The 26,254-nt window shown below is 70.9% G+C and carries 1 protein-coding gene (only partly in view); it reads right to left on the reverse strand.

The window, feature by feature from the left end; genetic code table 11:
* On the reverse strand, positions 1-26,254 hold the 3' portion of the coding sequence (locus ON21_RS24560; RefSeq protein WP_039801275.1) for a non-ribosomal peptide synthase/polyketide synthase. 17,411 nt of this gene lie beyond the right edge of the window; the window shows 26,254 of its 43,665 coding nt (coding positions 17,412-43,665); its start codon lies beyond the right edge, outside the window; its stop codon occupies positions 1-3.

The raw sequence follows: 26,254 nt of genomic DNA on the forward strand, positions 1-26,254 counted from the left end.
TTACTCCGCGATCACGATCGTGATCTCCTCGCCCGCCGCGTCCGTCGATTCACCCGGCGAGGCGAACCAGTGGGTGACCTCGCCCTCGGTGAGGTCGGTCTCGAGGTCGCCGGTCGGGAGCACGGACAGGGCGCCGGCGGTGGCGGAGACCAGGAACTCCAGGACGGCGGCGCGGCCGGAGAGCGCGGTGGTGTATGTGGTCGACTCGTAGTCGATCTCGTGCTCCTCGCGCACCCGTTCGGCCTCGTCCAGTGCCTCGGACTGGGTGATCGCGACGACCCCGTTCGCCGTGGTGACGACGAACGCCGGGTGCTCCTCACCGAGCGGGCGGACCCGGTCGGCGTAGGAGACCGGGTGCGCGGCCGCCGCGGCGATGTCCTGCTGGACCTGGTCGTCGTCGAGCGCCAGCCAGCGAATGTCGCTGTCGGCCACCGGTCCTGCGGAGATCCCGAACGCGGTACCCGCCGCGGTCAGCTCGTCGGCGGTGAGGTCGCCCGCGAACAGGTGTGCCGCACCGGCCTTCTGCACTGCCCAGGCCGCGACCACCGCGTCCACCGAACGCGGCAGCGTCACCGCGACCACATCGCCGGGTCCGGCGCCGCGGTCGATGAGCACCCGGGCCAGCTGCGAAGAACGCCGATCCAGCGCGTGGAAGGCGACCTCGTCCTCGCCGGCCAGCAGCGCGGGCGCTTCCGGGTCCTCCTCGACGACCTCGCCGAGCACCTTGGCCACCGTGCGGGCGCCGACCCGGCCCACCGGCTCCGGCGCGGAAGCCGCCGCCGTGACACCGGATTCGACCAACAGCCGGGCCCGTTCGCTCTCGTCCAGGATGTCGATGTCCCCGACCAAGGCGTCCGGATCGCCGAGCAGCGCGTCCAGCACCCGCACCAAGCGTTCGGCGAGGGTCTCGACCTCTTCGGCGGTGAACCGGCTGCCCAGGTACTTCAGGGTCAGCTCGATCGTGGCCTCCGACATCACCAGCAGGGTCATCGGGTAGTGCGTGGCGTCGTTGACGCCGACGCCGGTCACCGACATGCCGTCGATCGAGCTGGCGGCCGAGATCGCCTCCTTGTCCATCGGATACGACTCGAACACCAGCAGCGTGTCGAACAGCGCACCGGTGCCCGCCACCCGCTGGATGTCGGTGAGCCCCACATAGTGGTGCTCGAGCAGCCCGGCCTGGTCGCCCTGCAACCGTCCCAGCAACTCGCCGATGCTCTGGCGGTCATCGATCCGCAGCCGCACGGGCAGCGTGTTGATGAACAGACCCACCATCGACTCGACGCCGGGCAGCTCGGCCGGGCGGCCGGAGACCGTCGCGCCGAACACCACGTCGCCGCGGCCGGTGAGCCGGCCGAGCAGGATGCCCCACGCCGCCTGCACCAGCGTGTTCACCGTGACGCCGAGTTCGGCAGCGTGCTTGGTGATCCGGCGGGTGCGGTCGGCGTCGAGTTCGGTGACGACCTTGCCGATCTCGTAGGTCTCGGCGCCGCGCGGCTGCGGCGCGAGCTGGGTGGGTTCGTTGACCCCTTCCAGCGCCGTTGCCCAGGCGCGCAGCGAGGCGTCCCGGTCGCGCCCGGCCAGCCAGCCGAGGAAGTTGCGGTAGGAGGCCACCCGCGGCAGCGCCGTCTGGTCGCCGCGCACCGCGTACAGCACCAGCAGGTCCCGCATGAGCAGCGGCATCGACCAACCGTCCAGCAGGATGTGGTGGGTGGTGATGGCCAGGTGCCATTGCGCGGCGTCGCTGCGGAACAGCGTGAACCGCATCAGCGGCGGCGTGGCCATGTCGAAGTGCGTCGCCTGATCGGCCGCGACCTGCCTGCGCAGTTCCGCGGTCCGCTCCTCGGCGGGCAGCTCGGTGAGATCCACCTCGCGCCACGGCGCCTCGACCCGATCCAGCACCACCTGCACGGCTTGGCCGTCGGCGTCGGTGACGAACGCGGTGCGCAGGTTCGGGTACCGGTCGACGATGCCCTGGGCCGCCGCCCGCAGCCGCGCCACGTCCAGCGTGCCGCCCAGGTCCACCACGGCCTGCATGGTGTAGACGTCCACGGTGGACTGGGTCATCATCGCGTGGAACAGCAGACCGGACTGCAGCGGCGACAGCGGCCACACCTCCGACAGCGCCGGGTAGCTGCGCTCCCACAGCTCGATGTCCTGCTGTCCCACCCGCACCAGCGGCATGTCCGACGGCGTGAAGCCGCCCGCGTCCGGCCGCCGCGCGTGCGTGGCCAGCGCGGTGAGCGCCTCCACCCACAGGTCGGCGAACTCCTGGACCCGCTCCCTGCTCAGCAGACCGGTCGGGAAGGCGAACGACGCGCCCAGCCGCGGCCCCTCGTCGGAGTCGGTGACGATCGCGTTGATGTCGATCGTCGCGTTGGCGGGCATGTCGAGGTCCATGTCGACATCCAGCTGGCCCAGGTCGGCCACCGGCACCCAGCCGATCTCGGCGAGCTGCTCGGGGATCTCCCCGGCCGACATCCGGCCCAGGTAGTTGAAGCTGATCTGCCCGGACGAACCCAGGGTGGGCGCGGTCTCCGGATTCAGCTGCCGCAGCAGGCCGTAGCCGAGACCCTTGTCGGGCACCGCGAGCAACTGCTCCTTGATCGACTTCACGATCTCGCCGAGCGCGGCGCCACCGGCGAACGCGTCGGTGAGGTCGGCGCCTGCCAGATCCAACCGGACCGGGTAGGCCGAAGTGAACCAGCCGACCGTGCGCGACAAGTCCGCGCCCGGCACGACGTCCTCTTCCCGGCCGTGGCCTTCCAGCTTCACCAGCGCCGCGTCCGAACCGTCGCCGCGCCAGCGCGCGACCGTCATGGCCAGCGCCGTGAGCAGGCCGTCGTTCACGCCGCCCCGGTACAAGCCCGGGATCGCGGTGAGCACCGCGTCGGTGACCTCGGCGGGCACGGTGACCTCGACCCGCTCGACGGTGGCGAAGGTGTCCACCGCCGGATCGAACGGACGCTCGCCGAGCAGCGGGTCCGGTGTAGCCGAAACCTCCTGCCAGAATGGCAGTTCCGCGACCCGATCCGGCGCGCCCGCCGCCTCGACCAGGCTGTGCGCCCAGCGCCGCATGGAGGTGCCGTTGGCAGGCAGCGCCACCGGCTGACCGGCGACCAGCTGCGACCAGGCCACCGCCAGATCCGGGATCAGAATGCGCCAGGACACGCCGTCGACCACGAAGTGGTGCGCGACGATCAACAGCACGTCCCGCCGCGGGCCATCGAAAGCGAACCAGACGAACTGCGCCATGGCTGCCGCAGCGGGATCCAACCCGCCCAGCGCACCGTCGAGCGCCTCGGTGGCCACGCGCGCCAGCTCCGCCTCGTCGGTGTCGGCGGCCAGGTCCACGCGGTGCACCAGAGCGTCGACGTCGACCGCGCCGCGCGGCAGCGCCTCGAACGTCCAGTCGCCGTCGGTGCGGCGCAGCCGCGAGCGCAGCACGTCGTGGTGGTCGAACACAGCCGCGATGGTGGCGACCAGGGTCTCCCGGTCGATGCCATCGGGCAGCCGCAGCGCCATGGTCTGCGAGAAACGCTGGTACGACGAGCCGCTCGCGAGGATCTGCCGCATGATCGGCGTCAGCGGGATCTCGCCGACACCGCCGCCGGGCAGTTCCTCCAGCCGCGCCTGCTCCGCGCCCGAGCCGAGCGCGGCGATCTCGGCCAGCGAGGCCACACTGCGCCGCTCGAACACGTCGCGCGGAGTGAACAGCACGCCGCGCGCCTTGGCCCGCGAGACCAGCTGGATCGACAGGATGGAGTCGCCGCCGAGCGCGAAGAACGAGTCGTCCAAACCGATCTGATCGACGCCGAGCACCTCGGCGAACACCTCGGCGATGACGGCCTCGACCTCGCTGGCCGGCGCGCGGAACTCGCGCGGGGCCAGCTCGGGCTCGGGCAGCGCCTTGCGATCCAGCTTGCCGACCGGGGTCAGCGGGATCTCGTCGATCACCACGATCGCCGTCGGCACCATGTGCGGCGGCAGGGTGCGCGAGGCGTACTCGGTCAGCCTCGCCGTATCGATCTCCCGGCCCGGCGCGGCCAGCACGTAGGACACCAGGATCGTCGCGCCCGCATCGGTCTTTCGGCCGATGGTGATCGCGTACTCGACGTCCTCGTGGCTCGCCAGGACGGTGTCGATCTCGCCGAGCTCGATGCGGAAGCCGCGGATCTTCACCTGGAAGTCCGAGCGGCCGACGTAATCGAGCTGCCACGGCACCGACGCCACCGCGGCGTTGCCCGCCCGTTCGCCGGGTTCGGCGAACCAGCGCACCACGTCACCGGTGCGGTACATCCGCGCGCCCTCGTCGCTCCACGGATTGGCGACGAACCGCTCTGCGGTGAGATCCGGGCGGTTGTGGTAGCCGCGCGCCAGCGCGCCGCCTGCCAGGTACAGCTCGCCCGCGACGCCCGGGGGCACCGGGTTGAGGCGGTTGTCCAGCACCAGCGCGGACATCCCGCGCACCGGACGGCCGATGGTGATGTGCCTGCCCGGGGTGAGCTGGGCGTAGGACGAGATGATCGTCGTCTCGGTCGGGCCGTAGGCGTTGAAGTACTTGCGGCCCGGCCACCACTTGGCCAGCAGTTCCGGCGTGGTGATGTCACCGCCGACCGACGCCACCTCGAGCGCCTCCATGCCTTCCGGATCGACCGTGCCCAGCACCGCGGGGGTGATGATGGTGTGGCTCACCCGCTCGGTGCGCAGCAGCTCGGCCAGATCCGGTCCGCCGATGATGGTCGATGGCACGACCACCAGCGTCGCGCCGGTGTAGGCGGCGCACAGCCACTCCAGCACCGACGGGTCGAAGCTCGGCGAGCAGATGTGCAGGAACCGGTGGTGCGATTCCAGCTGGTACAGATCCGCCGCGACGCCGACCAGGCCGCCCATGCCCGCGTGGGTCACGGTGACGCCCTTGGGCATACCGGTCGAGCCGGAGGTGTAGATGACGTACGCCGGGTGGCGCATCGCCAGCGCGGAGTTGCGGTCGGCGTCGGTGACCTGCTCGGCGGACTGGCTCTCGATCAGCTCGCCCAGCGCCGGGTCGTCGATGCGCAGCCATTCCACGTCGCGCGGGAGCCGGTCGACGTACTCGCTCGCGGTGATGCCGATGACCGCGCCGGAGTCGTTGACCATGTGCCGCATGCGGTCTTCGGGGTAGGTCGGGTCGACCGGCACGTGCGCGCCGCCCGCCTTCGCCACCGCCCAGAACGCGGCGACCATCTCGTAGGAGCGCGGGAACGACAGCGCCACGATGCGCTCCGGTCCCACTCCGCGCGCGATGAGCACCCGCGCCAGGCGGGAGGAGTACTCGTCCAGTTCGCGGTAGGTGATCGAGCGGCCCTGGTAGCGCACCGCGATCTGGTCCGGGTCCAGCCGCGCGCCGTGCTGCAGCAGGTCCGGCAGCAGGCCGGTGGCCATGACGTCCTCGCCCGCCACGTGCGTGAGCAAGTGGTACTCCGCCGCGTCCAGCAGCGGCAGATCGCCGATCGGGGTTTCGCGGTCGGTGGCGATCGCGGTGAGCAGCCTGGTGAAGCGCTCGGCGAACACCTGCACCGTCTCGTCGTCGAACAGGTCGCGCGCGAAGGAGAACTCCGCGTACATGCCCGCGTCGTCGGGGTTCTCCCCGGCTTCGCGGATGGTCAGCGACAGGTCGAACTTCGCGGTGTCGACGTCGAAATCGACCGCGCCCACGTGCAGTCCGGGCAGCTCGAAGCTGCTCTCGGGCAGGTTCTCGAACGACAGCGCCACCTGGAACAGCGGGTGCCGCGCGGTGGAGCGCTCCGGGTTGAGCAGTTCCACCAGCCGCTCGAACGGCAGGTCCGCGTGCGCGAACGCCTGCAGGTCGGCGTCCTTGGTGCGGGTCAGGAACTGGTCGAAGGTCAAGTCGCCGTCCACGTGCGAGCGCAGCACCAGCGTGTTGACGAACATGCCGATCACGTCGTCGAGTTCGGCCTCGCCGCGGCCCGCGATGGGCGTGCCGACGGCGATGTCGTCGGTGCCGGACATGCGCGCCAGGAACAGCGCGAGCGCGGCGTGCACGACCATGAACAGCGTCGCGTTCTGCTGTCTGGCGATCTCGGTGAGCTTGCCGTGCAGCTCGCCGGAGATCGGGAACACCACGCGCCCACCGGCGAACGACTGCGTCGTCGGACGCGGCCGGTCGGCGGGCAGGTTCAGCTCGTCGGGCAGCCCGGCCAGCGCGGCGCGCCAGTAGTCGGCCTGCTGGGAGATCAGGCTCTGCGGGTCGTCCTCGGAGCCGAGCACGTCGCGCTGCCACAGGCTGAAGTCGGCGTACTGCACCGGCAGCGGCGCCCAGCCCGGTTCCACACCGGCCGAACGGGCCGCGTAGGCCAGCATCACATCGCGGGTCAGCGGGCCCATCGACCAGCCGTCCGCGCTGATGTGGTGCGCGACGAACACGAGCACGTACTCGGTTCCGGCGACGCGGAACAGCTTGGCCCGCAACGGAACCTCGGTCGTCACGTCGAATCCGGCCGAGATCACCTCGATGATCCGGTGGCGGATGTCCTCCGGCGCGACCGCTTCCGGCGTCAGGTCCGGCACGGCCCGCTCGACGGGCACGATCACCTGGTGCGCCGCGCCGCCCTGTTCGGGGTAGACGGTGCGCAGGGTCTCGTGCCTGGCGACGACGTCCCCGACCGCGGCTTGCAGCGCTGCCACATCCAGCTCGCCGGTGAGCCGCACGGCCACCGGGATGTTGTTCACCGCCGAGGCGGTGTCGAACTGGTTGAGGAACCACATGCGCTGCTGCGCCAGCGACAGCGGGATGTGCTCCGGACGCGGACCGGCGACCAGCTCACGACGGCCGCCCGCGCCCGCGTGCTGCTCGACCTTCGCGGCCAATCCGGCCACGGTGGAGGCTTCGAACAGCACACGCACCGGCACGCGGGCATCCAGTGCCGCGCCGATACGCGCGGCGACCTGCGTCGCCAACAGCGAGTTACCACCCAAGGCGAAGAAGTCGTCGTCCACGCCGACCCGCTCGGCACCCAGGACTTCGGCGAACACCGACGCCACGATCTCCTCGATCGGCGTCGAGGGCGCACGGAAGGCTTGGACCTCGAACTCCGGTTCCGGCAACGCCTTACGATCCAGCTTGCCGTTGACGTTCAACGGCAACGCATCCAACACCACGAACGCCGACGGCACCATGTACGACGGCAGCCCAGCGGTGAGTTCGGACTTCACCTGCGCCACATCGACACCGGCCTCGGCATCGGCAGCCACCAGGTAGGCCACCAGCCGGTCACCGGTCTTCGGATCGGACTTCGCGATCACCGCCGTCTGCGCGATCTCGGGCAGCGCCAGCAGCGCGGCTTCGATCTCGCCCAGCTCTATACGGAAACCACGGATCTTGACCTGGAAGTCCGTACGACCCCGATATTCGAGCTCACCTGTGTTGTTCCAGGCGACCAGGTCACCGGTGCGGTACATCCGCGCACCGGGCTGGAACGGATTCGCCACGAAACGATCCGCGGTCAGATCCGCACGACCGAAATAACCCCGCGCCAACTGCGCACCGGCGAGGTACAGCTCACCGGAGACGCCGTCCGGCACCGGCCGCAACCGGGAGTCGAGAACGTAGACCTGGCTGTTCCATTCGGGCGCACCGATCGACACGGATGTCTCGTCGGCGAGAGTGACCCGGTGGCTGGTGATGGACACCGCCGCCTCGGTCGGACCGTAGAGGTTGAACAGCTCGGTGCGCGGATGTTCCCGCAGGAACCGCTGCGCGACCGAACCGGGCAGCGCTTCACCGATGGCCAGCACCCGCCACAGCGAGTTCGGCATACCGGCGGTCAACAGCGCGTCCAGCATCGACGGCACCACATGCAGCGTGGTAACCCATTCGCGGGCCATCAACTCGTTGAGGTATGCCGGGTCCCGGTGCCCGTCCGGGGAGGCGATGACCAGACGCCCACCGCAGACAGCGGCCGACCAGAACTCCCACACCGACAAGTCGAACGTCGCCGCCGTCTTCAACAGAATCGCATCGGCAGCATCGAGACCGAACTCGATGTTCTTCCACTGCAACTGATTCGCGATAGCGCCATGCGGAACCGCCACACCCTTCGGACGACCCGTCGAACCGGACGTGAAGATCACATACGCCGTGTTCTCCGGACGCAACGGCGCGACCCGATCAGCATCCGTGACCGGCGTCGCATCGACACCCGACAAGTCGAGTTCATCGATCCGCACCACCGGCGCGACCTCGGTCTCGAACTCGGCGTCGGCATTGCTCAACACACAAACCGGCGCCGCCGTCTCCAGGATGTAACTCGTCCGCTCCGCAGCCTGATCCGGATCCACCGGCACATACGCACCACCGGACTTCGCCACCGCGTACATCGCCACGACCAGATCCACCGACCGACGCAACGCGAGCGCGACCCGCGACTCCGGACCCACACCCAACGAAATCAGATGCCGCGCAAGACGATTCACCCGGACATCGAGTGCCCCGTAGGTGATCGACTCGCCGTCCTCGGTGACGAGCGCGACTTCCTTCGGCCCGGCCGCCACCGTGGCGTCCAGCAGCGACACCAGCGTGGCGGCGGTGTCCACCGGCTGCTCGGTCGCGTTGCGCGCGGTGAGCAGCTGCGTCCGCTCGGTGGCGTCGAGCAGTTCGAGGTCGCCGACCGGGGTGCGCGGCGCGGCGATGATCTCGCCGAGCAGACGCGCGAACCGGTCCACGAAGCCCTGCACCGTCGCGTGGTCGAACATGTCGGTCGCGTAGGTGAAGAAGCCGGTGATGCCCTCGGGCGCGCCGGCGTCGTCGTAGCGGTCGGTCGCGATCAGGTGCAGATCGAACTGGGACAGCTCGGTGTCGATGTCCAGGCCGGACACGCTCAGGCCGGGCAGCTCCAGCGCGGACTGCGCCAGGTTCTGGAACGACAGGCCCACCTGGAACAGCGGGTGCCGCGCGGTCGAACGGACCGGGTTGAGCACCTCCACCAGGCGCTCGAACGGCACGTCGGCGTTGGCGAACGCCTGGATGTCGGTCTCGCGCTGGCGGGCGAGCAGATCGGTGAACGCCTCGCCCGCGTCGACCCGGGTGCGGAACACCAGGGTGTTGACGAACATGCCGATCAGGTCGTCCAGAACGGCTTCGCCACGGCCCGCCATCGGCGTGCCGATCGCGATGTCGTCGGTGCCCGACAACCTGGCCAGCAGGACCGCCAGCGCGGTGTGCACGACCATGAACAGCGTCGCGCCCTCGGCGCGCGCCAGCTCGATCAGCGCCTGATGGGTCTGCGCGTCCACCCGTAGCTCGACCTTGCCGCCCGCGAAGGACTGCACCGCGGGGCGCGGCCGGTCCGAGGGCAGGTCCAGCTGATCGGGCAGCTCGGCCAGCGCCTGGCGCCAGTAGGCGACCTGCTTGGCGGCCAGCGACTCCGGATCGTCCTCGTCGCCGAGCAGTTCGCGCTGCCAGATGCTGTAGTCCGCGTACTGGACTTCCAGCGGCGCCCAGTTCGGCGCCTCGCCCGCCGACCGCGCGGCGTAGGCGATCATCAGGTCCCTGGTCAGCGGGCCGACCGAGGAGCCGTCACCGGAGATGTGGTGCACGACCATGGCCAGCACGTAGTCCACCGACCCGTCCGCCGGAGTCTGCGCGCCCTCGCCCGCGATCTGGAACAGCGCGACCTTCACCGGCACCTCGGTGGTGACGTCGAAGATCGTCGAGGTCAGCGCCACCACGGCGGACTCGATCTGCGACGGCGCGACCACCCGCACCTCCAGCCGCGGCACGGCCTGTGCGGGCGGCAGGATGACCTGCACCGGGCCCGCCTCGGTCTGCGGGTAGACCGTCCGCAGGATCTCGTGGCGGCTCACCAGGTCCGCGATCGCGGCACGCAGCGCGGCCACGTCCAGCGCGCCGGACAACCGCACCGCGATCGGCACGTTGTAGGCCGCCGACTGGGTGTCGAACCGGTTGAGGAACCACATGCGCTGCTGCGCCAGCGACAGCGGAATGTGCTCCGGCCGCGGGCCCGCCGTCAGAGCACGGCGGCCGCCCATGTCGGCGTGCTGCTCCACCCGCACCGCCAGCGCGGCGACGGTGGACGCCTCGAACAGCAGACGCACCGGCACCCGAGTGTTCAGCGCCTCGCCCAGGCGGGCGGCGACCTGCGTGGCCAGCAGCGAGTTACCGCCCCAGGCGAAGAAGTCGTCGTCCAGGCCGAGGCGTTTCGACTGGCCGTCGCGATCGGAGATCCGCAGCACCTCGGCGAAGGTGTTCGCCACGATCTGCTCGATCGGCGTGACCGGCGCGCGGAACACCGCCTTCTCGAAGGTGGGCTCCGGCAGCGCCTTGCGGTCCAGCTTGCCGTTGGCGTTGAGCGGCAACGCCTCCAGCCCGATCAGCATCGACGGCACCATGTACGACGGCAGCTCGGCCGCCAGCGCGGATTGCAGCGCGCGCTTGTCCAGCGCGCCCGTGCGGGTCACCACGTAGGCGACCAGCCGATCGCCGATGTTCGGATCGGTGTGCGCGACGACGGCCGCGGCGCTCACCGCGTCCTGCCGCAGCAGCGCGGCCTCGATCTCGCCGAGCTCGATGCGGAAGCCGCGGATCTTCACCTGGAAGTCGGTGCGGCCGCGGTAGTCCAGCTCGCCGGTGGCGCTCCAGGCCACCAGGTCGCCGGTGCGGTACATCCGCTCGCCCGGCGCGCCGAACGGGTCGGCGACGAACCGGTCCGCGGTCAGGTCCGGGCGGCCGAAGTATCCGCGCGCCAGCTGTGCACCCGCCAGGTACAGCTCACCGGAGACGCCGACCGGCACCGGCCGCAGTCGCGAGTCGAGCACGTAGACCCGGCTGTTCCACTCCGGCGCGCCGATCGACACCGACGCCTCGTCGGCGTCGGTGACCAGGTGGCTGGTGATCGACACCGCCGCCTCGGTCGGACCGTAGAGGTTGTGCAGTTCGGCGGCGTTGTTGCGGCGCAACCGCTGGGCGGTCGCGGCGGGCAGCGCCTCGCCGATCGCCAGCACCCGCCGCAGCGAGTCCGACAGGCGGCCACCGGATTCGGTGAGCAGCGCGTCCAGCATGGACGGCACCACGTGCAGCGTGGTGACGCCGGTGGCGCGCATCAGCTCGTTCAGGTACGCGGGGTCGCGATGCCCGTCGGCGGACGAGATCACCAGGCGGCCACCGGACACCGCGGCCGACCAGAACTCCCAGACCGAGAGGTCGAAGGTCGCCGCCGTCTTCAGCAGCACCGCGTCGTCCGCGCCCAGCTCGAAGACGGACGTCTCCCACTGCAACTGGTTGGCGATCGCGGCGTGCGGGACCGCGACGCCCTTGGGCTGACCGGTGGAACCGGACGTGAAGATCACGTACGCGGTGTTCGCCGGGGTCAGCGCGCCCGTGCGCTCGGCCGCGGTCACCGGAGCCGTCGCGTACTCGGCGAGATCGAGCCCGTCGATCTGCACGACGTCGGCCGCCGCGGTGTGGAACCCGTCGCGGCTGGTGGTCAGCACGCAGACCGGCGCGGCGGTACCCAGGATGTAGTCGGTCCGCTCCGCGGGCTGATCCGGATCGATCGGCACATACGCCGCGCCCGCCTTCGCGACCGCGTACATGGCGATCACGAGATCGCTGCTGCGCCGGATCGCCAGCGCGACCCGGTCCTCCGGGCCGACGCCGCGGCCGATCAGGTACCGGGCCAGTCGGTTGACTCGCGCGTCCAGCCCGGCGTAGGTCAGCTCGCGGCGGCCGGTCGGCTCGTCGGCGACCAGCGCCACCGCCGCCGGGGTCGCGGCCACCGTGGCATCCAGCAGGGACACCAGCGTCGCGGTCGGGTCGACCTCGTGCTCGGTGGCGTTCCACGCGGTGAGGATGCGTTCGCTCTCCTCGGCCGCGAGCAGATCGATCTCTCCCACCCGCACCGTGGCGTCGGCCAGCACCGCGTCGAGCACCCGCAGGAACCGGTCGGCGAAGCCCTGCACCGTGTCCTCGTCGAACAGGTCGGTGGCGTAACCGAATTCGGTGATGATCTCGGCGGGCGTGCCGTCCTCGGCGTACCGGTCGTAGAGCGTGACGTGCAGATCGGTCTTGGCCAGCTGCGAGTCGAAGTTGACCGCGCTCACCGTCAGGCCGGGCAGCTCGAAGGTGGTCTCGGCCAGGTTCTGGAACGACAGGCCCACCTGGAACAGCGGGTTGCGCGCGGTCGAGCGCACCGGGTTGAGCACCTCCACCAGGCGCTCGAACGGCACGTCGGCGTTGGCGAACGCCTCCAGGTCGCGTTCTTTGACGTCGCCGAGCAGGTCGGCGAAGCGCTCACCGGCCTCCACCCGGGTGCGGAACACCAGGGTGTTGACGAACATGCCGATGAGGTCGTCGAGTTCGCGTTCGCCGCGACCGGCGATCGGGGTGCCGACCGCGATGTCGTCGGTGCCCGACAACCGGGACAGCAGCACCGCCAGCGCCGCGTGCACCACCATGAACAGCGACGCGTTGTGCGCGCGCGCCAGTTCGTGCAGGCGGGCGTGCCGCTGCGGGTCGATCTCGAAGCGGATCGCCTTGCCCTGGAACGACTGCGCGGGCGGGCGCGGCCGGTCGGCGGGCAGCTCGAGCTGATCGGGCAGGCCGGCCAGCGCCTGGCGCCAGTACGCCACCTGCTGCGCGGCCAGCGATTCCGGATCGTCCTCGGACCCGAGCACCGCGCGCTGCCACAGCGCGTAGTCGGCGTATTGCACCGGCAGCGGCTGCCACTGCGGCGCCTCGCCCTGCACGCGCGCCACGTAAGCGGCCATCACGTCGCGGGCCAGCGGACCCATCGACGAACCGTCGGCCGCGACGTGGTGCACGGTGAACGCCAGCACATGGTCGTTGTCGGCGATCCGGAACAGCGCCACCGCCAACGGCACCTCGACGGTGACGTCGAACGTGGTCAGCGCGAATCCGATGACGGCGCCGAGCAGGTCCTCCTCGGCGACGTCGATCGGGTCGAGCACCGCCGCCGACCGGTCCGCCGGACGGATCACCTGGTGCGGGCCCTCCGCCGAGCGCGGGTAGGTGGTGCGCAGCACCTCGTGGCGGGCGAACACGTCGCCGATGGCCTGCTCCAGCGCGGCCACCTCCAGCGTGCCGGACAACCGGACGGCCAGCGGGATGTTGTCCACTGCCGAAGTGGCCGTGTCGAACTGGTTGAGGAACCAGTACCGCTGCTGCGCGGGCGAGAGCGGGATACGCGCAGGGCGCTGCGCCGCCTCCAGGCGCGGGCGGGCCCGGCCGGACCCGGCGTTGCGCTCCACCCGGGCGGCCAGCGCCACCACGGTGGACGCCTCGAACAGGTCGCGCACCGCGAGCTGGGTGTCCAGCGCGGCGCCCAGCCTTGCGGTCACCTGGGTGGCCAGCAGCGAGTTGCCGCCGAGTTCGAAGAAGTCGTCGTCCAGGCCGACGCGCACGACGCCGAGCACGTCGCCGAAGGTGCCCGCCACGATCTCCTCGATCGGGGTGGACGGCGCGCGGAACACCTTGGCCTCGAACACCGGCGCGGGCAGGGCCTTGCGGTCCAGCTTGCCGGAGGCGTTCAGCGGGAACGCGTCCAGCACGACGAACGCCGACGGCACCATGTAGGCGGGCAGCTCGCCGCCGAGCTCCGCGCGCACGCCCTCGATGTCCACCGAACGGCCCGCGGTCGCGATGACGTACGCCACCAACTGGTCGCCCAGCCGCTCGTCCGAGCGCACCACGACCACGGCCTGCGCGATCGAGTCCAGCGCGGTGAGCGCCGACTCGATCTCGCCGAGCTCGATGCGCAGACCGCGCAGCTTCACCTGGAAGTCGGTGCGGCCCAAGTACTCCAGTTCGCCCTTGTCGGTCCACGAGACGAGGTCGCCCGTGCGGTACATCCGCTCGCCCGGCGCGCCGTACGGGTTGGCCACGAACCGGTCAGCGGTCAGATCGGGACGCGCGACGTAGCCGCGGGCCAATTGCACGCCCGCCAGGTACAGCTCACCCGCGACACCCACCGGCACCGGGTGCAGGCGCGAATCCAGCACGTACACCTGGGTGTTGAACACGGGAGCGCCGATCGGCACCGACACCGTGTCGGCCTCGGTCACCTCGTGATAGGTGACGTCGACCGCGGCCTCGGTCGGGCCGTACAGGTTGTGCAGCAGCGCGCCGGTGAGTTCCTGCATCCGCTGCGCGGTGGCGGCGGGCAGCGCCTCACCGGAGGCGAAGACGTTGCGCAGACTGGTGCATTCGTCGGCGCGTTCCTCGGCCACGAACACCGACAGCATCGACGGCACGAAGTGCGCCGTGGTGACCCGCTCGCCGGTGATGACCTGCACGAGGTAGGCCGGGTCGCGGTGGCCGTCCGGCTTGGTGACGACCAGGCGCGCGCCGACCTGCAAGGGCCAGAAGAACTCCCACACCGACACGTCGAACGTGGCCGGGGTCTTCTGCAACACCACGTCGGTGTCGTCGAGGCCGTACTCGTCCTGCATCCACACCAGGCGGTTGACGATCGCGGCGTGCGAGACCGCCACACCCTTCGGGCGGCCGGTCGAACCGGAGGTGAAGATCACGTACGCGGTGTTCGACGGGCGCAGCGGCGCACGGCGATCCGCGTCGGTGACCGGCTCGTCGGAGTACCCGGCCAGCGAGACCACGTCGATCTCGATCGCCCTGGTCGCGCCGGCGTCGAACTCGTCGCGCGAGGTGGTGAGCACGCACACCGGCTGCGCGGTGTCGAGCACGTAGCGGGTGCGGTCGGCCGGGTGGTCCGGGTCCAGCGGCACGTACGCGCCACCGGCGACGCTCACCGCGTACATGCCGACCACCAGCTCGATCGAGCGGCGCATACCCAGCGCGACCATCGAGTCCGGGCCGACGCCCAGCGAGATCAGGTGCCGGGCCAAACGGTTCACCCTAGAAGCGAACTCGGCGTAGGACAGACTCGTCCCCTCGAACGTCACGGCGGTCGCGTCCGGCGTCCGCGCCAGCTGCGCGGCGAACATCGACACCAGGGTGGCATGCGGGTCGACCTGGTGCGCGGTGTCGTTCCACCGCTCGAGCACCTCGGTGCGCTCGACGCTGTCGAGCAGCTCGACATCGCCGACGGCCACCGAAGGATCCGCGGCGATCGCGGTCAGCATCCGCACCAGCCGCGACGCGACGCCCGCGATGGTATCGGGGTCGAACATGTCGGTGGCGTAGGCGAATTCGGCGGTCATGCCGTCGGCCGCGCCCGAGGCGTCGAACCGGTCGGCGAGGTTGAGGTGCAGGTCGAACTTGGCGGTCACCACGTCCAGCGGCACCCCGGCCACTTCCAGGCCGGGCAGCTCGAAGGTGGCCTCACCGGTGTTCTGGAACGACAGCATCACCTGGAACAGCGGATGCCGCGCCTGCGAACGCGCCGGGTTCAGGATCTCCACCAGCCGCTCGAACGGCAGGTCCGCGTGCGCGAACGCCGCGAGGTCGGTGTCCTTGGTGCGCGCCAGCAACTCGGTGAACGCGATCGCGGGATCGACCGCGCTGCGTAGCACCAGGGTGTTGACGAACATGCCGATGGCGTCGTCGAGCACGGCCTCGCCACGGCCCGCGACCGCGGTGCCGATGGCGATGTCGTCGCTGCCGGACAACCGCGCCAGCAGCGCGGCGAACGCCGCGTGCACCACCATGAACAGGCTGGCGCCGTTCGCGCGGGCCAGCGCGTTCAGCTCGCGCAGCAGCCGCGCGTCGAGCGCGAACTCGTACACGCCACCGCGGTTGGACGCCACCGCCGGACGCGAGCGGTCCGACGGCAGATCCAGCTGATCCGGCAGCCCGGCCAGGGTGTCGGACCAGAACGCGACCTGCTGGGCGATCAGCGACGCGGGATCGCCCTCCGAGCCCAGTGTCTCGCGCTGCCACAGCGCGTAGTCGGCGTACTGCACCGGCAGCGGAGCCCAGGCGGGCGCCTCGCCGCGCGAACGCGCCGAGTAGGCCACCATGACGTCGCGCGCCAGCGGGCGCACCGACCAGCCGTCGCCGGAGATGTGGTGCACCACGAACACCAGCACGTGGGTGTCGGGCTGCGAGCCGTCCATCGAGCCCGCGATGCGGAACAGCGCGGCGCGCACCGGGACCTCGGCGGTGACGTCGAAACCGGTCAGCACCAGTTCGCTGATCCGCTCGGAGATCTCGGCCTCGGACACCTCGATCGGGGTGAGATCGACGGCGCTGTGCCCGGCGGGAAGCACGACCTGCACGCCCTGTCCGTCGGCGGTCTCCGGGTAGACCGTCCGCAGCACCTCGTGCCGGTCCACCACGTCGGCCACGGCCTGGCGCAGCGCCTCGGTGTCCAGGGTGCCGGTGAGCCGGACCGCGAGCGGGATGTTGTTCACCGCGGTCTGGTTGTCGAACCGGTTCAGGAACCACATGCGCTGCTGCGCCAGCGACAGCGGGATCTTCGACGGACGCGGGCCCGCGACCAGCTCACGGCGGCGGCCGGTGCCCTGGTGCGCCTCCACCCGCGCGGCCAGCGCGGCCACGGTCGGCGCCTCGAACAGCGCGCGGACCGGGATACGGGTGTCCAGCGCGGCCCCGAGCCGGGCCACCACCTGGGTGGCGATCAGCGAGTTGCCGCCCAGGTCGAAGAAGTCGTCGTCCAGGCCGACCGCGCGTTCGGCCCGCGCCAAGCCGAGCACCTCGGCGAAGACGTCGGCGACGATCTCCTCGACCGGTGTCGAGGGCGCGCGGAACTCCCGCGCCTCGAAGACGGGCTCGGGCAGCGCGCGGCGATCCAGCTTGCCGTTCGGGTTCAGCGGCATGGCATCCAGCACCACGATCGCGGCCGGCACCATGTAGGACGGCAGCTGCGCGGACAGGTGCGCGCGCAAGGCCTCGACGTCCACCGTCGCGCCGCTCGCGGGCACCACGTAACCCACCAGCTGGTCGCCGGTGCGCGCGTCGGAACGCACCAGCGCGACCGACTGGGCGACCGATTCGTGCGCCGTCAGCGCGGTCTCGATCTCGCCGAGCTCGATGCGCAGACCGCGCAGCTTCACCTGGAAGTCGGTGCGGCCCAGGTACTCGATGGCGCCGGTGGCGTCTCGGCGCACCAGGTCGCCGGTGCGGTACATCCGCGCGCCCGGCTCCCCGTACGGGTTGGCCACGAAGCGATCGGCGGTCAGGTCGGCGCGGCCGAAGTAGCCGCGCGCCAGCTGATCACCCGCGAGGTACAGCTCACCCGCGACGTTCGCCGGCACCGGGTGCAGACGCGAATCCAGCACGTACGCCTGCGCGTTCCAGACCGGAAGACCGATCGGCACCGCCCCGTCCACCTGCTCGGCGACGGGCGCGTGCGTGGCGTGCACGGTGAACTCGGTGGGGCCGTACAGGTTGTACAGCGCGGCGTCGCTGACGCGGCGGATGGCCACGACCGCGTCGGCGGTGAACGCCTCACCGGCGACGAACAGCGTCCGCAGCGAAGCGAGCGCGTCGGCGTCGGCCGGGTCGATGGAGCCCGCGAAAACGGTCAGCATCGACGGCACGAACGAGGTCATCGTGACCCGCTCGGCCGCGATCACCTCGGCCAGGTACTGCGGGTCGCGGTGCCCGTCCGGGCTCGCCACCACGATCCGGCCGCCGGTGCTCAGCGGGCCGAACAGCTCCCACACCGAGACGTCGAAGGTGGCGGGGGTCTTGAACAGCACCACGTCGTCGGCGTCGATGCCGTATTCGCCGGTGATCCAGCGGATCTGGTTGACGACCGCGGCGTGCGGCACGGCGACGCCCTTGGGGCGGCCGGTGGAGCCGGAGGTGAAGATCACGTACGCCGGGTGCTGCGGACGCAGCGGCGCGATGCGCTCGGCGTCGGTGATCGGGTCGTCCGCGTAGCCGGACAACTCCAGCTCGTCGATGCGCAGCGTCGCGCGGCCCGCGCCGTCGAAACCGTCGCGCGCGGTGGTCAGCACGCAGACCGGATCGGCCGAGTCGAGCACGTAGTGCACGCGGTCGGCGGGCTGATCCAGATCCAGCGGCACATAGCCGCCGCCCGCCGCGTGCACCGCGTAGGCGGCCACGACCAGGTCCACCGAGCGGCGCAGGCCCAAGGCGACCAGCGTCTCCGGGCCGACGCCCGCCTCGATGAGGCGACGCGCCAACTGCCGTACGCGCGCGGCGAATTCGGCATAGGTCAACGACACACCGGTGGCCGGATCGATCACGGCGACCGCGTCCGGCGTGGCCGCGGCCTGCGCGGCGAACTCCTCGACCAGCGTGCTCGCCGGGCCGAGGTCACGGGCGGTGTCGTTCCAGCCGCGCAGCGCCTGCTCGGTCTCCGGCTCGTCCAGCAGCGCGATATCGCCGATGGGGCGGTCCGGCTCGGCGGCGACGGCCTTCAGCAACCGGCCGAAGCGCCGCCCGAACTCGGCCATGGTGGCCGGGTCGAACAGGTCGGTGGCGTAGATCAGCTCGGCCGCGATGCCCGCCGTGGTCGCACCGGCGGGTTGCTCGGCGTCGCGTTCGGACAGCACCAGTTGCAGGTCGAACTTGGCAACGTCGATCGGCAATTCGACGCCGCTCACCGTCAGGCCGGGCAGCTCCAGGCTGTTCTGACCGGTGTTCTGGAACGACAGCATCACCTGGAACAGCGGATGCCGCGCCTGCGAACGCGCCGGGTTCAGGATCTCCACCAACCGCTCGAACGGCAGGTCCGCGTGGCCGAAGGCAGCGATGTCGGTGGCGCGCACCGCACGCAGCAGCTCGGTGAACGACGCGCCGGACTCGATCGGGGTCCGCAACACCAAGGTGTTGACGAACATGCCGATCAGATCGTCGAGTGCGCGCTCACCGCGGCCGGCGACCGGGGTGCCGATCGCGATGTCCGCCTCGCCGGACAGCCGCGACAGCAGCACGGCCAGCGCGGTGTGCGCGACCATGAACAGCGTCGCGCCCCTGGTCCGGGCCAGGTCGGTGAGCTGGGCGTGGGTCTGCGCGTCGATCTCGAAGACGTGCGTGGCGCCGCGGCCGGAGGCGACCGCGGGACGCGGGCGATCCGACGGCAGGTCCAGCTGCTCGGGCACCCCGCGCAGCGTGTCCGACCAGAACGAGATCTGCTCGGAGATCACCGAAGCCGGGTCGTCCTCGGCGCCGAGGACCTGGCGCTGCCACAGCGCGAAGTCCGCGTACTGGACCTCGAGCGGACGCCAGGCGGGCTCGCCGCCGTCGACGCGGGCGCCGTAGGCGGTCATCACATCGCGGGTCAGCGGGCCCATGGAGAAGCCGTCGGCCGAGATGTGGTGCACCACCAGGGCGAGCACGTGCTCGGTCGGGCTGATCTCGAACAGCCGGGCGCGGAAGGGCACCTCGGCGGTGACGTCGAAGGCCGTGCCGATCAGCCGCGCGAGCTGTTCGGGCAGTTCGGCTTCGGTGACGTCGATCGGCGTCAGGTCCGGAATGACCTTGGCCGTGGCCACGATCTGCTGATGCGCGGCGCCGTCCACCTCGGGGTAGAAGGTGCGCAGCGACTCGTGGCGGGCCAGCACGTCGGCGACGGCGATCTGTAGCGCTTGGCGGTCCAGCAGGCCCGACAGCCGCACCGCGGCCGGGATGTTGTCGACCGCCGAGTCGGGATCGAAGCGGTTGAGGAACCACATGCGCTGCTGGGCCAGCGACAGCGGCACCAGCTCCGGCCGCTGCTGCGGCGCCAGCGGCGCACGGCCGCCCGCGCCCGCCTTGGTCTCCGCGCGCGCCGCCAAAGCCACCACGGTGGAGGCCTCGAACAGCTCGCGCACACCGAGGTCGGTGTCCAGCGCGGCCGACAACCGGGCCGCGACCTGGGTGGCCGACAGCGAATTGCCGCCGAGGGCGAAGAAGTCGTCGTCCAGGCCGACCCGCTCGAGGCCGAGCACGTCGGCGAAGGTGGCGGCGACGATCTCCTCGACCGGCGTGGTCGGGGCGCGGAACACGGCGGCTTCGAACACCGGCGCGGGCAGCGCCTTGCGATCCAGCTTGCCGGAGGCGTTGAGCGGGAACTCCTCGAGCACCATCACGATCGACGGCACCATGTACGCGGGCAGCTGCCGCCCCAGGTCTTCGCGGACCAGATCGGTGTCCAGCGCGGCGTCCGGCGCGGGGATGACGTAGGCGACGAGCTGGTCGCCCGCGTGCGGGTCGGAGCGCACCACGACGACGGCTTGAGCGATTTCGTCCAGGCCGGTCAGCGCCTGCTCGATCTCACCCAACTCGATACGCAGACCGCGCAACTTCACCTGGAAGTCGGTGCGGCCCAAGTATTCGAGCTCGCCGTGTTCGGTCCAGGCCACCAGGTCACCGGTGCGGTACATCCGCGCGCCCGGCTCCCCGTAGGGGTTGGCGACGAACCGGTCGGAAGTCAGATCCGGGCGCGCCACATAACCCCGCGCGAGCTGGACACCCGCAAGGTAGAGCTCACCCGCGACGCCCACCGGCACCGGCCGCAGCCGCGCGTCCAGCACGAACACCTGCGTGTTGAACACCGGCGCACCGATCGGCACCGTCTCGGTATCGGCATCCACGACCTCGTGGAAGGTGACGTCGACCGCCGCTTCCGTCGGGCCGTAGAGGTTGTGCAAGGCCGCGCCGGTCAGCTCGCGCAGGCGATGCGCGGGCTTGGGCGGCAACGCCTCACCCGAGGCGAACACCAGCCGCAGCGAACCACACTGTGCCGCAGCCGCGTCGGCCACGAATACCGCCAGCATCGACGGCACGAAGTGGGTGACGGTCACCTTCTCGGCGCTGATGATCTCGGCGAGGTAGGCCGGGTCGCGATGCCCGTCGGGCTTCGCGACGACCAAGCGGGCGCCGATCTGCAACGGCCAGAAGAACTCCCACACCGACACGTCGAACGTGGCCGGGGTCTTCTGCAACACCACATCAGCCGGGGTCAGCTGGTAGGCGGTCTGCATCCAGACGAGCCGGTTGACGATCGCCGAATGCGAAACCGCCACACCCTTCGGACGCCCCGTCGAACCCGACGTGAAGATCACATACGCCGTATTCGACGGACGCAGCGGCGCACGACGATCCGCGTCGGTGACCGGCGCCTCGGACAGACCCTTCAGGTCCAGCAGATCGATACGCACCTGCGCGGTATCGATGTCCAGATCGCTACCGGAGGTCAGCACACACACCGGATCGGCCGTGCCAAGGATGTATTCCGTGCGCTCGGCCGGGTGATCCGGGTCCAGCGGCACATACGAGCCACCGGCCACGGCCACGGCGTACATACCGACCACCAGATCGATCGAACGCCGCATACCCAGTGCCACATACGACTCCGCGCCCACACCGCGCGCGATCAACCAGCGCGCCAGCTGGTTCACCCGCCAAGAGAACTCGCGATATGTCAGCGTCGCACCGCGACTCGATGAGGGGTGGTGGTCGGGCGACGGGTGGGCCAGACTTGTCCCCTCGAACGTGATCGCGGTCGCGTCGGGAGTGCGTTCGACCTGGTCGTAGAACATCGACACCAGAGTCGCGCCGGTATCCACCGGATGCGCGGTGTCGTTCCAGCCGGACACCACCAGCTCGCGCTCGGCGGCATCCAGCAGCCCGATGTCGCCGACCACCGCGTCGGGCTCGGCGGCGATCGCGGTGAGCACCCGGACCAGGCGGTCGGCGATGCGGCGCACCGTCTGCTCGTCGAACAGGTCGCGCAGGTAACCCGCGCGCACCCGCAGTCGCGAATCCAGCTGCGCGATCAGGGTCAGCGGGTAGTGCGTGGCGTCGGCCGCGTCCAGGCCGACCACGGCCATGCCGTCGATGTCCGCCGCCTGCGCCTGCAAGCCCGCGGCGTCGACGGGGTAGGACTCGAACACCACCAGGGTGTCGAACAGTCCGCCGATGCCCGCGACCGCCTGGATGTCGGCCAGGCCCACGTAGTGGTGGTCGAGCAGATCGGCCTGCTCGCCCTGGGTGCGGACCAGCAGCTCGCGCACGGACTCCGAGGAGTCGAAGCGCACCCGCACCGGCACGGTGTTGATGAACAGGCCGACCATGTTCTCGACACCGGACAGCTGCGCGGGACGACCGGAGACGGTGGTGCCGAACAGCACGTCGTCGCGGCTGGTCATGCGGCCGACGAGGATGCCCCACGCCGTCTGCAACACGGTGTTCGGGGTGACGCCGAGCGAACCGGCCAGCGCGGTCAGCCGCGCGGTGGTCGCCTCGTCCAGGTCGAAGAAGTACTCGCCGGACAGCGAGGTGATCTCGCGACCGGCGTCCGGCCGCGCCAACAGCGTCGGCTCGCCGACACCGCGCAGCGCGTGCGCCCACGCGGCCAGCGACGCCGCGTGATCCTGCTGCCGGGTCCAGTCCAGGAAGTGCCGGTAGGACCGCACCGCGGGCAGCGCGGAGGCGTCCGCGTGGGCGGCGTAGAGCACCAGCAGATCCCGCATGAGCAGCGGCATGGACCAGCCGTCGAGCAGGATGTGGTGGTTGGACACCACGAACTGCCAGCGATCGGCCGCGACCTGGATCAGCGTGAAGCGGATCAGCGGCGGCTCCGCCAGGTCGAACCGCCGCATGCGGTCGGCCTCGATCAGATCCTCGGCCGCGCCGGATTCGATCCGGTCGTGCTCGGCCCACGTCACGCGGACGCTGTCCAGCACGATCTGCACCGGGTTGCCGTCGTGGTCGCTGACGAACGCGGTGCGCAGGTTCTCGTAGCGGTCCACCAGAGCCTGTGCGGCCGAGCGCAATCGGGCGGCGTCCACCCGGCCGGTGAGCGTCAGCACCGCCTGCGCGGTGTACACGTCCACCGAGGTCGCCGCGAGGCGGGCGTGGAACAGCAGACCGGCTTGCAGCGCCGACAGCGGCCACACGTCGGCCAGCGCCGGGAAGCGCCGCTCCCACATGTCGATGTCCCACTGCGTGCTGCGCACCAGCGCGAAGTCCGACGGGGTGTGCCCGCCCGCGCCCGCCGAATTGGCATGGCGCGCCACCGCTTCCAGCGCCGCGGTCCACAGCTCGCCGAACTCGCGCACCTCGGCGGCCGACAGCAGGGTCGACGGGTAGCCGATGTTCGCGGTCAGCTTGTCGCCCACCACGATCGCGTTCACGTCCAGCGGCGCCATCGCGGGCATGTCCGCGTCGTAGGCGCCGCCCAGCGCGCCGAGTTCCGGCGCGGGGATCCAGCCGAAGCCGCGCAGCGACTCCGGAACGTCACCCTCGGAGACCCGGCCGAGGTAGTTGAAGCTCACCTGGCCGGGCAGCTCGCGCGGCAACTCGGCCGCGGTCTCGGGGTTCAGGTAGCGCAGCAGGCCGTAGCCGATGCCCTTGTCCGGCACCGCGAGCAGCTGCTCCTTGACCGCCTTCACGGCCGCGCCCAGCGCGGGGCCGCCGGTGAACGCGGCGTCGACGTCGATGCCGGACAGGTCGAAGGCGACCGGGTAGATCGCGGTGAACCAGCCGACGGTGCGCGACAGATCCGCACCCGGCACCACGTCTTCCTCGCGGCCGTGGCCCTCCAGGCGGATCAGCAACGAGTCCTCGCCGCGAGCGGCGACCCGCCGCGCCCGCCACTTCGCGGTGGCCAGCGCCAGCGCGGTGAGCAGACCGTCGTTCACACCGCCGTGGAACAGCGCCGGAACCGTGGTCAGCAGGGCCTTGGTGACGTCGGCGGACACCTCGACCTGATGCTTGGCGATAACACCCGAGGTGTCGAGGGCCGGATCCATCGCGCGCTCGGTCAGCAGCGGATCTGCCGTACCGACCACCGAACGCCAGTAGTCCAGCTCGGCCACCCGCTCGGGGCTCGCGGCCTCGCGCTCCAGCGCGTGCGCCCAAGCCCGCATCGACGTGGCCGGAGCGACCAGCTCGGGCGTCTGCCCGGCGGTGCGCTGCCCCCACGCGGTGACGAAGTCCGGCACCAGGATGCGCCAGGAGACGCCGTCCACCACGAGGTGGTGGGCGACGACGATCAATCGGCCGGCGCGCTCGGCGGAATCGGGCTCGAGCCAGACGAACCGGACGACCACGCCCGCGGCCGGATCGAGCCGATCCAGCGACTCGTCCAGTGCCGCCGCGGCGATCTCGACCAGTTCGGCATCGGTGACGTTCGCGTCGAACTCCGTGCGATCGATCAGCGCGTCCACCGCGACCGTGCCCGGCGCGGCGGTCTCGACCACCCAGTCGTCGCCGTCGCGGCGCAGGCTCGCGCGCAGCATGTCGTGGCGATCGATGACAGCGCTCACCGTCGCAACGATTCCTGATCGGTCGATGCCGACCGGCAGTTCCAGCGCCAGCGTCTGGTTGAACCGGCCGAACGAGCCGCGCCGCTCGGCCATGAACCGCACCACCGGCGTCAACGGCATGATGCCGATGCCGCCGCCCGGCGGCTCGGCCAGCGTCGTCGCCGACGCCTCGGCCGCCTCGGCGGTCTCCGCGACCGACGCCAGACCCGCCACCGTGCGCTGCTCGAAGACGTGCCGCGGGGTGAACACCACACCGCGCGCCTTGGCCCGCGACACCAGCTGGATGGAGACGATGCTGTCGCCGCCCAGCGCGAAGAAGGAGTCGTCCACGCCGACCCGCTCCACTCCGAGCACCTCGGCGAACACTTCCGCGATGGTCTGCTCGACCGGCGTGCGCGCCGCGCGGAACACGACCTCGGTCGCGAACACCGGCTCGGGCAGCGCCTTGCGGTCCAGCTTGCCCACCGGGGTGAGCGGCACGTGGTCGATCACCATGATCGACGAGGGCACCATGTAGGCGGGCAGACGCTCCTCGACATGCGCGGTCAACGCCGCCACGTCGATCGACTGTCCTTGCGCGGCAACGACGTACGACACCAGCGACACCGCGCCCGCGGCGCTCTTGTGCCCAACGGTGACGGCGAAGTCGACGGTCTCGTGCGAGGCCAGCGCGGCGTCGATCTCGCCGAGCTCGATGCGGAAACCGCGGACCTTCACCTGGAAGTCGGAGCGGCCCACATATTCGACCTCGCCGGTGCGGGTCCACCGGACCACGTCACCGGTGCGGTACATCCGTGCGCCGGGCACGTACGGGTTGGCGACGAACCGCTCCGCCGACAGGCCCGGGCGGGCGTGGTAACCGCGCGCCAGCTGGACGCCCGACAGATACAGCTCACCTGCGACACCCACCGGAACAGGCCTGAGCTGGGCGTCCAGGATCAGCGACTGCATGCCGCGGGTCGGGCCACCGATGGTGACCCGGTCGCCGGGCGCGAGCGCGTCGCTGATGTTGGTCATGATCGTGGTCTCGGTCGGGCCGTAACCGTTGTGGAAGCGGCGGCCCGAACCGTCCGGCGCGCCACCCCACTTGGCGACCAGATCGGCGGGCACTGCCTCGCCTCCTGCCACGATCACCCGCATACCGGCCAGCGCGGCCGAATCCAGCGACGCGAGCACCGACGGGGTGATGAAGGCGTGGGTGACCCGCTCGGCGCGGATCAGCTCGGACAGCTCCTCGCCGCCGTACACGCCCGGCGGGCAGACCACCAGGGCGCCGCCGCGGCCGATCGCCAGCAGGAATTCCAGAATCGATGCGTCGAAGCTGGGCGAGGCGAAATGCAGTGCGCGCGTGTCGGAGTCGACGTCGTAGCGGGCGTTCTGCTCGTCGCGGAAGTTGGCAAGACCGGCGTGGGTGACCACGACGCCCTTGGGGACGCCGGTGGAACCGGAGGTGTAGATGACATACGCGGGGTGCTCGGGCCGCGCCGGGCGCACCCGGTCGGCGTCGGTGATCGCGGCGGCGTCGAATCCGTCGAGATCGAGTTCGTCGAGCACCAGCCACTCGACCGAGTCCGGCAGCTCGGCGCGCACCGAGGCCACGGTCAGACCGATCGGGGAGCCCGAGTCGGTGACCATGTGCGCGATGCGGTCGGCCGGATAGGCCGGGTCGATCGGCACGAAGGCGCCACCGGACTTCGACACCGCCCACTCGGCGAAGTACGACTCGTCCGAGCGCGGCACGGCGACCGCCACCAGGTCCTCGGTGCCGATGCCGCGTTCGATCAGCAAGCGGGCCAGGCGGTTCGACCGCGCGTCCAGCTCGCCATAAGAGACACTTCTCCCCTGGAACACCACGGCGGGCGCTTCGGGGTCGATGGCGGCGGCCTCGGCGATCAGGTCCGGCAGCGTCCGCGCCGGCGTGGCGGGCGCGCCGGTGCGCGCGATCAGGTCGGCGCGCTCGGCGGCGTCGAGCACGTCGATCGCGCCGACGGTGACCGACGGATCGGCCGCCACCGCCGCGAGCACACGCTCCCAGCGGTCCACGATGGCCGCC

This window comes from Nocardia araoensis NBRC 100135, from assembly GCF_000308435.1.
Lineage (GTDB): Bacteria > Actinomycetota > Actinomycetes > Mycobacteriales > Mycobacteriaceae > Nocardia > Nocardia araoensis.